Genomic DNA, 11404 nt, shown 5'->3' with positions numbered 1-11404 from the left:
CCGGCGGTGTCGATCAGTCCGTGCGAGGCGGGTGGGGCGGGTGGGACGGCCGGGACCAGGGCCACTTCAGCTCCATCCCCGGCTTCCCCTCCGGGTCGTACGCGTACTTCCAGCCCTTGGGGAGCCCGAGGCGCCGCGTCACGGCCGCCGGCTCCCGCCGGTAGACGTACACGGTGGGGGCCGCGCCGGCCTCCTCGGCCGGCACGGGCACCTCGTACTTCTTGGGCGGCAGCCCGTTGAGGCCCAGCAGGACGTCCAGCACCCGGCCGTCCAGGGGACCGCCCTCGAAGGGCGTCTTCTCGCTTCTCACGCCCCCAGTCTCCATCAGACCCCGTCGGTCTCCGTCAGCCGCGCTCGCCCGCCGGTATGAGGTGCCGCAGATAGGCCTCCGGGTCGCTCAGATAGCGCCGCCAGTGGTCGACCAGCAGCAGATCCCGCCACTCCACCGGCTGGATGCCGTGCTCGCCCACCTCCAGGATCCGGGCGCCGGGGGTGGCGGCCAGGACCGGCGAGTGGGTGGCGCAGACGACCTGGGCGCCGGAGCGCCCCAGCCGGTGCATCAGGGCGACCAGGCGGAGGCAGGACGCGAAGGACAGCGCGGCCTCCGGCTCGTCCATCACATACAGGCCCGGCTGCCGGAACATCGCCTCGAAGACCGCGAGGAAGCCCTCGCCGTGGCTCATCTCGGAGGTGTTCTCCTCCCAGTAGCCGGGCAGGCCCCACACGGTCTCCATCAGGCCGAACGCCGTCTCCGACCGGAGGAAGAAGCCCTTCTTCCGCGTACGCGGGCCGCTCATCATGCGGGCGCCGCGCGAGGTGAGGTCGAGGCGGACGCGCTCGCCGAGGACCGTCTTCGGGCGGTCGTTGCCGTACTTCCGCCCGGCCCGGCCGCCGCGCGCGTCCAGCCCGAACCCCTCGGCTATCGCCTCCACGACCGTCGACTTCCCGGAGCCGTTCTCCCCGACGAGGAAGGTGACGGGCGCGTCGAAGACGATCCCGTCGGCCAGCAGCTCCTTCACACAGGGCACCGACCAGGGCCAGGCGTCCGCCTCGTCGTCACCGACGAGCTCGGGCGGTACGTAAGCGCGGTTCACGAGCATGCGTACGAGCGTAGGGGCGGGGTCTGACAACAGGCCGGGAAAGGCGCGTGAGCGCAGGTCAGAGCAGGTGCCCGGCGTCCTCGACCAGGGGGAGCACCCGGCGGGCGAGGTCGCCCACCGGCCCGTCGGCCGGCTCCCGGGCCAGCGCCGAGCGGGCCACCGCGGCGACCTGGGCATCGCCCGCGCCCGTCGTCACGAGCAGCGCCACGAAGTGGTCGACCAGCCAGTCGCGCAGCTCGTCCAGCGGGGGCCGCTTCCCCTCGTCCAGCCAGATCAGCGAGGCGGCCTCGACGGCCGTGATCCACATGCGCACCATGGTGCGCAGCCGCACCCCCGGCTCGGGCACGGACAGATGCCTGAGGATCTGGGCGACGGCGGCCCGGCGCACCTCGTCGACGATGGCGCCCGTCCGCGAGGTCTCCGCGACGCTGCCGCCCTGGAGCAGGGCGGCGAAGCCCGCGTCGTGCTCGTCGACGAAGGCGAGATAGCGGTCGAGGACCGCGGCGAGCCGGCCCGTGAGCGGGCCGGCCTCGGGCTCGGCGAAGCACTGCTCCAGCTCGTCGGCCGCGCTGCGCAGGGCCGCCTCGTACAACTGCTGCTTGCCGCCGGGGAAGTAGCGGTAGACCAGCGGGCGGGAGACCTTGGCGGCGGTCGCGACGTCGTCGAGCGAGACGTCCTCGGGCACGCGGTGGGCGAACAGCCGGAGGGCGGTGGCGATCAGCTGGGCACGGCGCTCGGCGACGCCGAGCCTGCGGTAGGAGGTCGTTCCGCTGCCGGTCATGGACCGCAGCGTAACGGGACGGACCCGGGCGGCGGGCCGGGCCGGACCCCGGTGGCAGAGGGCGTCAGGGGTCAGGCCAGCAGCCCGGAGCTGCGCCACAGCCGCCGTCCCGCGCCCCGCATCAGCCCGATCTCGTCCAGGAAGTCGGTCAGCCGCCCGGCGCCGGCCCGCATCACCTCGCGGCGGTGGCCGCTGGCCCGGACCTGGGCCACGGCCTCGCGGCGGTCCAGCCCCACGTTCGTATAGACCCGCGGGTTGATGAACGCGGCCGTGAAGACGCGGGCCGCCTCGCCCGTGCTCACGCGCGTCAGCTCCGCCTCCCAGCGCGGGCACGAGGTCATCTGCCGCCGCAGCTCCTCCCGCGCGTAGCGGACGTGGCGGGCCTCCTCGACGACGTGGATGCGGGTGACGCCGCGGACGAGCGTCTGGACGCGCTCGTCGGGGAAGGTCAGCCGCTGCATGTGGTCGAGGATCTCCTCGCCCAGCAGGGTGCAGGCGAAGGAGCCCGGCGTGGTCGAGACGGTCTTCAGGATCCGGGCGAGATTGTGGTGGCGGCGGGCGACGGGGTAGGCGGGGGCGCCGACCTTGTCGATCATCCGGGCGAACATCTTCGAGTGCCGGCACTCGTCGGCGATCTCGGTCAGCGCGTAGTTGACGTGGGAGCTGGTCACGGGCTTGTCGTAGATGTGCCGGACCAGCAGCTGCATCAGGATGATCTCGAACCAGATGCCGAGGGAGGCGAGCGAGGCGATCTCGTGCCGGGAGAGGTCCATCCGCTGCTCCTCCGGCATCCGCCGCCACAGCGGAGTGCCGTAGAGGGAGACCAGCTCCGGCGGGCAGTACCACTTGCCGGGCTCCAGGGGCGCGGCCCAGTCGAGGTCGGCGTCGGGGTCGAAGGAGTGCCGGGCGGAGGACTCGAGCAGCCGCTGGGCGACCCGCTCACGGTCCTTGAGCGGGCCGAGCGCGTCGCGGGCGCCGGGGACACCACTGGCATCGGGAACGCTCGCCATGACGGAAGCCACCTCATCGTCGGACTGGACTACCGGCGGTACGCCCTTATGAGACTACTTGTCAGCAAGCCCGTCAAGGGTTGCGGAAACGTTCCAGCCGACCCCTCGAACGGCTCATTGACCCGGCGGTAACCCCGTGTGAGCCTTCAAAAGAGTCATATGACCTGCCCGACAGCGCTGATGACACAGCGCTGATGAAGCCGATGAGCGAGGGACAGGAGGCGTCCACGATGACGCGCGACCTCTACCGCCACGACCCCGGCCCGTCCGTCTGGGAGGTCCCCGCGACGGGGGCCGCACGCTTCAGCTGGGACTACGACGAGGGCCGTGAACGGCTCCTGGCCCTCTACCAGAAGGGCAAGGACAAACAGTGGGACGGCTCCAAACGCGTCGACTGGGACCTGGAGGTGGACCCGTACGACCCGCTCGGCGTGCCCGACGAGAACCTCGTCGTCTTCGGCACGCCCTACTGGGACAAGATGAGCGAGCACAACAGGCGTGATCTGCGCCGCCATTACGCCTCCTGGAACTTCAGCCAGTTCCTCCACGGCGAACAGGGCGCGCTGGTGTGCGCGACCCGCATCGTGGAGGCCGTCCCCGACCTGGACGCGAAGTTCTACGCGGCCACCCAGGCGATGGACGAGGCCCGGCACGTGGAGATCTACAGCCGGTTCCTCCAGGAGAAGATCGGCATGGTCTATCCGGTCAACTCCAGCCTCCGCTCACTGCTGGAGGACACCCTGCGGGACTCCCGCTGGGACATGCCCTCGCTCGGGATGCAGGTGCTGATCGAAGGCCTCGCCCTCGCGGCCTTCGGAATGCTGCGCGACTCGACCGAGAAACCGCTGCCGAAACAGATCCTCGCCTACGTCATGCAGGACGAGGCCCGCCATGTGGCCTTCGGCCGAATGGCATTGCGCGAGTACTACAAGCAGCTTTCCGATGCCGAATTGCGCGACCGCGAGGAATTCGTCATCGAGGGCTGCTACCTGATGCGCGACCGGCTGCGCGGTGAGGAGGTCCTCGCCGACTTCGGTGTGCCGGCGGCGGACGCGGTGGAGCTGAGCGAGCGCTCCGAATTCCTTCAGATCTTCCGGAAGTTGCTGTTCAGCCGCATTGTGCCGTGTGTGAAGGACATCGGCCTGTGGGGCGAGAGGCTCCAGCGTGCCTACGCGGACATGGGGGTGTTCGAGATGGGCGACGCCAGCCTCGATCAACTCATGGCCCAGGACGAGGAGATCGCCGAACAACTCGACGCCCGCCGCTTCGCGGCCGAGGAGGCGGCCCGCACGGAAGAGGTCACCCGGACGATCGCGGAAGCGTAACGGTAGTGGGGCAACCGGGTACTTTACAGAGGATCCGTGACTGTCCTGTCTGAATTCTGTGAGCGATGCCGTGTTACGGAACGCTTTGCGGTACATCGCCGTCCTACGCGGGCAGGAATTGACTCAGCTGCGCGAGGGGGTGTGGGAAGTCATGACACGATTGACGGCCCGTAGGCGGCATCTGGTGATCGCGGCGGGAGGGGTGATCGCCATCGCGGGGGTGATATCGGGCACCGTGGCCGTGGCCACCGAGGGCTCGGGGAACTCCCGGGGTGAGGAAACGATCGCCCAGGGCCCGACGCCGACTCCGGACAGCAAGGGCGGCACACCCCCTCCACCAACCACACCGGGCGCACCCAACACACCCAGCACACCCGCGACGGCCGCCCCGACCGGCCCGGTCTCCCCGGAGATCGTCCACGAGGCGGAGACCGGCGGAAAGACCGTGGCCCTCACCATCGACGACGGCCCCGATCCCAAGTGGACCCCGAAGGTCCTGGAACTGCTGAAGAAGTCCGGCATCAAGGCCACCTTCTGCATGATCGGCCCCCAGGCCAGGGCCCGCCCCGACCTCGTCAAACAGGTCGTCGCCGACGGCCACCGCCTCTGCGACCACTCCGTCGACCACAACACCGCCATGGATAAACGCTCCGAGGACTACCAGAAGCAGCAGATCCTCGACGCCAAGAAGATGATCGAGGACGCGTCCGGCGGCGGCCCTGCCGGAACGATCCGCTACTACCGCGCCCCCGGCGGCGCCTTCACCCCGTACAGCCGCCGACTGGCGGCCGACAACGGCATGCGCCCCCTCGGCTGGGACGTCGACACCCGCGACTGGCAACGCCCGGGTGTGGACCGCATCATGGAAAACATCAAACGCGAACTCCCCAACGGCCCCATCATCCTCTTCCACGACGGCGGCGGAGACCGCAGCCAGAGCGTCGAGGCCCTGGGCCGCTGCATCGACTGGCTGAAGGGGGAGGGCTACGGGTTCGCGTTCCCGAAGGTGTGACCGCACGAAAGGACCCCGCACCCAGCCCTGCGGCTGGCGGCGGGGTCTTCCGGCACTTCTTGCGAAGTGCCCCCGGCAGGATTCGAACCTGCGCAGAGGCTCTGTGCCCTCACGGGTCCTGCCTGCAATCGCCTTGCGGCTGGCTTGGCGTGGGCGATCCAGCCACGACTCGTCCACGGTCTCGGAGCTAGGCCACCCGCTGTAGGGGGGGCACGTGCTCTCCTCCCGCTGAGTCTCCCCGCTGGCGACGAGCCGCTGTGTGTTGACTGCTCCGACGGTCGAGAGTAACAAGCGAGCGGCGGACCTCGGGGCGGCAAGTTTCCCTGTTCAAGGGACGTGCCTCAAGTTCCTCTTGTAACATGCGGATCTACAGTCACATGATATTGCTGTAGTCCAAGGGGTGGGTACTGCGTATGCAGTTCGAGGTGCATGACTTCTTCAACGCGGACAGGTTTTTCGACACAGAAGGAAAGCGTGAGTGGCGAGAGATTGAAGGGGCCATATCTCAGCTAAAACTGCAGCTGCAACCAAGTGGGCAGGATGGGCTGGGCGGACAAGCGATTTTTGACCCGAAGGCAACGAACAAGATCCTGACGGAAAGTACTGCAGCGCATGGGTGGAACAAAATTCCCGTTCCGGAAACTCTGAGGGCTTTCGGAGTCGATTGGGATGCGGGTAAGAATACGGTTCTCGCGGAGTGGCAGTTTTCTAACTATCCGTTTCTGTGGAACAATATCATCCGGAGTCAGGTAGTTGCAAGAAGGGGCCAAGAATTGGAGGGGATGGGGGCGCCCCCAAAGGCCCTGATTGTCGTGACAAAGAGTGGCTGCCTCCCTGCTTCTCAGAGCACTCTGTATTTCGAGCAGGGTAAATCACAGATGCAGAGCGTACTCGAATCACTCGATCTTGATATCGCGATTCGTCTAGTCGGATTGACTATCCCACACGACACTCAAACTGTGAACGCTTCCTGGAACACGTATAAGGGGCGCACGTCACGCAGTTCTGTCTCCAGTGAGGAGCAAACTTTTCAAGTTACGTGGCGTGACCGTACTCGGGTTGGCGGTCGCATTGCCACGATAGCGCCGGCTTTCTAGCTGCTCCTAAGCGCATATCGGGCGGCATGCAATGTGCTGCCGCCCGAACGCATCAGAAAAGCCCCAAAGTTTCAGACTCGCTCTTCTTTTTCGATTGTACGGGCAGGCTGGGAAGCCCGTCTGACTCTCCCCGAAGCCTTTCAGCGAATGCTGTCTCTTCGGTCGTAAGGCGTTGTTCAAGCTCTACGAGGTGATGCGCTTCGTCAAACCTCTTGGATTTTCCTCGCTCTGTGGGCTTCTTTCCCACCTGAACTTGGAAGCGGAATTTTTCAATAGGCTCGCCCGTGCGCTCTGTGTAGTCTCTCAGTGTCTTCAGGTTTGGGAAAATCCCGTCGGAGTCGGGTTCTCCGGAGAGCCGCTGCTGTGCGATTGAGTGGTAAATGGGGTCTAGCTCCGACCCTAGATATTTACGCTCATTATCACGAGCCACAACTGCTACAGTCCCGGTTCCCATGTAGGGGTCTAGTACCACATCGCCTGGTTTGGTTGTCGCCAGAAGCATGCGTGCGACCATGTCTTCCGGAAACTGCGCCGGATGGATTGTCTGTTCCTCGTGATTGTGCTTCACGTTCTGGAACAGCCAAATATCGCCCGGATTCTTGCCTAGCGGGTTGCAGGTCAGCTCACCCTTGTTTTCGCCGCGCCATGACTTTTTGTTTTGATACTTCTGGGGAACGCGAATTTCGTCTAGGAAGAACTGGTAGTCGTCCCCCTTTGAGAACCAGAGGATCGTCTCGTGTCGGGCGGAGAACTTATTCTTCGCGTGCAGGCCGTGCGGCCGCACCCAAACGATGCGGTTCCGTGGGATCATTCCAAGGTCTTCGAGCATCGGGAAGAACTTGACATCCAGAGGGATGTGCATGCCTTTATCGGCGTAGACTCCCACCTGCCAGAAGATGGACCCCGTATCCTTGAGTACTCGGTGGCACTCTCTGAGTACATCTCGCTGGGTTGCAAGGTATTCGTTAAGCTCCCGGCGCGACTCGTAGGATTTGCCAATGTTGTAAGGGGGCGAGGAGATGACACAGTCAACGCTGCCGCTTGGAATGCTGGTTAGCCACTCAAAGCAGTCGCCCAGATGAATTTCATTTTTCGGAGACAATTGCCACCCCTCGCGCTCTTCTTTCAGGACGCATTGGCGCACCCGCAGAGAGACAGTGTAGGTGAGACGGCCCTGCGTCGTACGAAGCTTGAAGGACGGGGCGGCCCCTCTTTGGCACGTACAGTGTGGGTTCGTGACGCTGTGTAGCGTGCTATAGATCGTTCTATCTAAGGCTTGTCCTGTAAGCGATCTTCAGCGGAGCGGGCAAGGGTGGTCGATGTGCGGTCTGCTTGCTTATCCGGCGAGGGCGAGGTTGTGCAGGCGGGCGATGCCGCACATGGCATGGTGGACGCCGTCGTCCTTCAGGCGGCAGTCGCGGAGGATCTTCCAGCTCTTCATACGGGCGAAGGCATGCTCGATACGGGCCCGGATCTTGCGGTGGAAAGCGTTGTGCTCTTCCTGCCAGGCGGGCAGTTCGTCCTGTCCCCGTTCTCGGCGATGCGGAACGAGTAGCCCGGTGCCCGGGAGCCGCCGTCGGCGATCATCGTGGTGTTCCCGACGGCGGCCTCCGCACCACCGCTTACGGGGACGGAGCGCGAGCAAGGGGCCGAGGTGGTTGATGATGCGGTCGGCCGAAGATTTGGAAACGCCGAAGAGCGGGGCAAGCTGGCGCAGTGTCAAGTTGATCCGCCAGTAGGCCGCACCCAGCAGGACCCGGTCCTCCAGCGGCAGGCTCCACGGCCGGCCCCGTCGGACCGTGTCCGCCCCTTCACGCCGCAGCATTGTCACCAGCCTGCCAAAACAGCGCGGGCTGAGCCCGGTAAAGGGCCTGCCCAGGACGGCTGCGACGTCGTGAGCACAGCAGCCATGGCGAGGTCCTCACATGGTTCTCGCAGGCACTGGCGCGCTGATCACTTGCTGGACAGGCGGAGAACCCCGGACCGAGTATCGCACCGCACACGGCCGGAGTCGAAGGTGATCTCCAGCGCGACCCGTCCGGTGCCCGGTTCCCTCTTCTCGCTAACCGCCCGTACCGTCTCGCCGAGGTGGCCCGCGAACGGGGTCTTGCTGCGGACTAGGGCCACCTCGACTCGGCCCGACTCCGCCATGTCATAGCCCGCGTAGGGGGCCGACCTCTCCACGGTCAGGCACCAGTCCGACCCGGTTGTCACGTGGGTGGAGACCTGTTCACTGTCGATCAGCCACACGTCCAACGGGCCGGACGAGGCCTCCGAGCCGCACAGGTGCCACGAAGCGACTACCTGCTCAAGGAGCCGTCCGACCAGGTACTCAAGATGCACGCCAGCCCCGTGTAACGGGCACTCGTCCAGCTCTTTCGGCTCCATCCGACGACCGTACCGTCAAGTAAAGCCCCAGCTCACACTTAGACCGTGTCCTATGTGGTGAGGAGGACGAGTCGCTTGTAGCAGCAGATCGCGGCGGCAAGTCCGAGGAAGGCCAGGTAGTTGCGGGAGTGGCGTTCGTAGCGGTGGGCGAGGCGGTGGTAGCCGGTCAGCCACGACATCGTGCGCTCGATCACCCACCTGCGGCGCCCCAGACGCTCACTGGACTCGATGCCCTTGCGGGCGATGCGGACGCCGATGCGCTTACCCCATAGCCATTTCCGCAGGACAGGCTGGTCGTAGGCCTTGTCAGCGTGCAGCCGCTGGGGCTTGAAGTACCTGCCCCGATGGGGGTCGTGTCTCGTTTGGAGGCCGACCACCATCGGCTTCAGGGCCTGACAGCCGTGGGTGTTGGCGGCGGAGAGCCCGACGAGAAGGGGCAGTCCGTTCGCATCCGACAGGACGTGCATCTTGGAACCCGGCTTGCCCCGGTCCACGGGGCTCGGGCCTGTGAGTTCGCCCCTTTTTTAGCCCTGACATGGGCGGAATCGAGGACCGCGCGGGTCATATCGATCAGGCCGGCGTCGTCGAGCCGGTGCAGGACGGCCTCGTGAAGCCGTCCCCAGACACCAGCCCGGGACCAGATCAGGAACCTGCGGTGGGCGGTGGACTTCGATACCCCGAAACACGGAGGCAGAGCCCTCCAGGCGCACCCGCTGACCAGCACATACACGATCGCGGCAAACAGCGTCTCATCAGGCGTGTTCGCCGTTCCGCCGCCCTGCGGCCGTACCCGGTCCGGCGGGATCAGCGGCTTCGCGATCTCCCACAACCCGTCCGGAACGATCCAGCTCCACGTACCCCGCCCCATGCCCGGACAACGTCCGCCTCACCACATAGGACACGGTCTTATTCGGTACAAGCTTTAGCCTCAGCTTGGCATGATCCTCCGGGAGCGCCTGGCCATCTTCGGCACCACACGGGGCGGGAGCCTGTTCACGAACGCGCGCGGGGGAGTGGTCGGCTCGTCCACGTGGCAGGAAGCGCGGGTGCTGGCGCTCCCCGCCGACCATGGCCGAACATGAAGGTAACGGTGTCAAGGTTCTACTGAGCCGCTACGCCAAGTACATTGACGGCCGCTTGGAGATCGACAACCGGAAAATCGAAGAGCCGTTGCGCGAATACGAGTAGATAAATACCTCCATCGTTAGCCCCTCGGCCCAAACGGGCCGAGGGGCTTCGTGGTGTCTCGGCCGGGTCGGTATCGGATTTCGCGCAAGTCATGTCGCAGGTGGCGGATGAACTGGTCGGGGTCGGTGAAGGCGGCGTTGGTCTGGGAACTGCGTCGTAGTAGTGACCTGATGCCCTCGACCGGGTTGAGGCCAGGTGCATAGGGCGGCAGATGGAAGGAGGTGATCAAGGTATGCGGGGCGATGAAGTAGCGCATGCCGGCGGCGCGATGGGTGTGGAGATCGATACCTCTATGGATCATCAAGTCGTTGGCACTGAGCTGAGGGGCAAGGCGGGGACGCATTGGAAGATATTCCGGGCGACGTAGCGTTTCAGGCAGCGGATGACCCCCTCGTTTGGTCTTGCGTTGGTAGTGCGCCATCGAAGGTGGGCGCGGATCCGTTCCTCCCATTGCAGGCGTGAGGGCAGGGTGTTCGGAAGAGTGCCGCGTCGACCTGCCGGTTTCCTCCACGGTTCAGACGGCGGCGCTGGCTCCTGCCGGACAGTCGTTTAGCGGGGCTGACTCCGCTCAACGCGGCGAGTGTTGCCTTGTCCTTGAGGTGGTCGTGGTTGTCGCAGGCTGCGGCCAGCAAGGCAGCAGCGCTGCCGGGAATCCATCACCGGTGGCAGAGAAGACGCGGGAGTCCAGCTGGGTGTCCAACGGGCCGACCACAGCCGCAGCATGCAGACCTTACGGGTGGTGATACCGAGGATGACAGGCGTGACATCGACCCTTGGCTGGGGGCGGCGACGAGCAGGTCGCGGAAGTCGGTCCAGGCGAAGCTGCGGCGCTCATTGGCTTTGTGGTCCCCGTGGGTCATGGACTGGTAGATCAGACGCGGGCCTGTCGCGTTCCAGCGCACGGCGAGCCGGGACCTGGCGGCGCCAGCTGTGCCGCCGCAGCGCCTGGGCGATGGCCGACAGCGTGATGCTCTTGTGGAGTCGGCGCCCGATCGGCGGCTTGATCTGCTCCAGGATCCAGGTCTGGTCCGGCCTGCCGTGCGCGACTGGCCCGTTGTTCAGTTCCTGTTCCAGGACCGTGAAGAGCGCCTCGCTGAGCTTGGGGCGGCCCGGCGAGCCCCTGGCTGGACACTTCCATGCGGATACGCTCACGAAGGCACCTGCCGTTGTGAGGTCAGGCCACCGCCCCAAGATCGGCAGGTCTAACGAAGCGCTGCTAGGGCCGCTCAGTGCTGCATACGCCTACTCATACACGAAGACCCTGCCCTCAGCGCTTTCACTGATGACAGGGTCTTCCGGCACTTCAAGCGAAGTGCCCCCGGCAGGATTCGAACCTGCGCACACGGCTCCGGAGGCCGTTGCTCTATCCCCTGAGCTACGGGGGCGTGTCGGCCGGTTCGCGGTTTCGCTCGCGGCGACGGGTAGAACACTACCAGCTTCGGGAGGGTGCCCTGCAACCTTGATCGAAAAGAGGTGGGAAGAGGGGGCCGGGGGGTCGCTGTC

Annotated in this window: 12 protein-coding genes, 1 tRNA gene and 1 pseudogene; 3 read left to right on the top strand and 11 right to left on the bottom strand. The window is 65.6% G+C overall.

Annotation, left to right across the window (positions count from 1 at the left end):
* Positions 1 to 13: 13 nt before the first annotated feature.
* The 4 genes from K6I33_RS23535 to K6I33_RS23520 all read right to left on the bottom strand — a co-directional run bounded on the left by K6I33_RS23535 (position 14) and on the right by K6I33_RS23520 (position 2891).
* Complete coding sequence (locus K6I33_RS23535) at positions 14 to 310, bottom strand: hypothetical protein (RefSeq protein ID WP_229356504.1); 297 nt, start codon at positions 308 to 310, stop codon at positions 14 to 16.
* A gap of 34 nt (positions 311 to 344) precedes the next feature.
* Complete coding sequence (locus K6I33_RS23530) at positions 345 to 1100, bottom strand: AAA family ATPase (protein WP_229356502.1); 756 nt, start codon at positions 1098 to 1100, stop codon at positions 345 to 347.
* Positions 1101 to 1158: 58 nt separating this feature from the next.
* Positions 1159 to 1881, bottom strand: coding sequence for a TetR/AcrR family transcriptional regulator (locus tag K6I33_RS23525; protein ID WP_229356500.1), 723 nt, complete (start codon positions 1879 to 1881; stop codon positions 1159 to 1161).
* 71 nt (positions 1882 to 1952) lie between these two features.
* The gene (locus K6I33_RS23520) at positions 1953 to 2891 is read right to left on the bottom strand and encodes a diiron oxygenase (RefSeq protein ID WP_229356498.1); all 939 of its coding nucleotides are present in this window, start codon (positions 2889 to 2891) and stop codon (positions 1953 to 1955) included.
* A gap of 203 nt (positions 2892 to 3094) precedes the next feature.
* Between K6I33_RS23520 and K6I33_RS23515 the strand changes: the two genes are divergently transcribed.
* The 3 genes from K6I33_RS23515 (at position 3095) to K6I33_RS23505 (ending at position 6325) form a co-directional block, all read left to right on the top strand.
* Positions 3095 to 4216 (top strand): diiron oxygenase, encoded by a 1122-nt coding sequence (locus K6I33_RS23515; RefSeq protein WP_374285678.1) that lies wholly within the window; start codon positions 3095 to 3097, stop codon positions 4214 to 4216.
* A gap of 151 nt (positions 4217 to 4367) precedes the next feature.
* Positions 4368 to 5228, top strand: coding sequence for a polysaccharide deacetylase family protein (locus tag K6I33_RS23510; RefSeq protein WP_229356496.1), 861 nt, complete (start codon positions 4368 to 4370; stop codon positions 5226 to 5228).
* Positions 5229 to 5641: 413 nt separating this feature from the next.
* A complete protein-coding gene (locus tag K6I33_RS23505; protein WP_229356494.1) occupies positions 5642 to 6325 on the top strand; it encodes a hypothetical protein in 684 nt (227 codons plus the stop codon).
* Positions 6326 to 6377: 52 nt separating this feature from the next.
* Here the strand turns inward: K6I33_RS23505 and K6I33_RS23500 are convergent, their stop codons facing one another.
* The 7 genes and pseudogenes from K6I33_RS23500 to K6I33_RS23475 all read right to left on the bottom strand — a co-directional run bounded on the left by K6I33_RS23500 (position 6378) and on the right by K6I33_RS23475 (position 11286).
* Positions 6378 to 7469 (bottom strand): site-specific DNA-methyltransferase, encoded by a 1092-nt coding sequence (locus K6I33_RS23500; protein WP_229356492.1) that lies wholly within the window; start codon positions 7467 to 7469, stop codon positions 6378 to 6380.
* A gap of 192 nt (positions 7470 to 7661) precedes the next feature.
* A pseudogene (locus K6I33_RS23495) lies at positions 7662 to 8236 on the bottom strand (transposase family protein).
* Positions 8237 to 8278: 42 nt separating this feature from the next.
* Entirely contained in the window at positions 8279 to 8668 is a 390-nt protein-coding gene (locus K6I33_RS23490) for a hypothetical protein (protein ID WP_229356490.1), read from the bottom strand.
* 95 nt (positions 8669 to 8763) lie between these two features.
* Positions 8764 to 9581 (bottom strand): IS5 family transposase gene (locus K6I33_RS23485; protein ID WP_229356488.1). Its coding sequence is split into 2 segments (ribosomal slippage): positions 8764 to 9233 and positions 9233 to 9581, totalling 819 coding nucleotides; the frame shifts between segments, so codons are not numbered across the junction.
* Between the two features lie 691 nt (positions 9582 to 10272).
* Complete coding sequence (locus tag K6I33_RS36665) at positions 10273 to 10533, bottom strand: transposase (RefSeq protein WP_374285675.1); 261 nt, start codon at positions 10531 to 10533, stop codon at positions 10273 to 10275.
* Between the two features lie 199 nt (positions 10534 to 10732).
* Positions 10733 to 11053: a winged helix-turn-helix domain-containing protein gene (locus K6I33_RS23480; RefSeq protein WP_229356486.1), complete on the bottom strand. Its 321-nt coding sequence runs from the start codon at positions 11051 to 11053 to the stop codon at positions 10733 to 10735.
* A gap of 161 nt (positions 11054 to 11214) precedes the next feature.
* A tRNA-Arg gene (locus K6I33_RS23475) sits at positions 11215 to 11286 on the bottom strand.
* Positions 11287 to 11404: the final 118 nt, after the last annotated feature.

It is taken from the genome of Streptomyces sp. UNOB3_S3, assembly GCF_020740895.1.
Classification (GTDB): Bacteria; Actinomycetota; Actinomycetes; order Streptomycetales; family Streptomycetaceae; genus Streptomyces.
The sequence above is the reverse complement of the archived record's forward strand: the minus strand, read 5'-3'. Positions and strand labels throughout refer to the sequence as shown.

Excerpts from the sequence above, each read along its gene's own strand:
- K6I33_RS23520 (WP_229356498.1), bottom strand. The coding sequence starts at position 2,891 with ATGGCGAGCGTTCCCGATGCCAGTGGTGTCCCCGGCGCCCGCGACGCG.
- K6I33_RS23530 (WP_229356502.1), bottom strand. The coding sequence starts at position 1,100 with ATGCTCGTGAACCGCGCTTACGTACCGCCCGAGCTCGTCGGTGACGAC.
- K6I33_RS23515 (WP_374285678.1), top strand. The coding sequence starts at position 3,095 with ATGAGCGAGGGACAGGAGGCGTCCACGATGACGCGCGACCTCTACCGC.
- K6I33_RS23510 (WP_229356496.1), top strand. The coding sequence starts at position 4,368 with ATGACACGATTGACGGCCCGTAGGCGGCATCTGGTGATCGCGGCGGGA.
- K6I33_RS23525 (WP_229356500.1), bottom strand. The coding sequence starts at position 1,881 with ATGACCGGCAGCGGAACGACCTCCTACCGCAGGCTCGGCGTCGCCGAG.
- K6I33_RS23505 (WP_229356494.1), top strand. The coding sequence starts at position 5,642 with ATGCAGTTCGAGGTGCATGACTTCTTCAACGCGGACAGGTTTTTCGAC.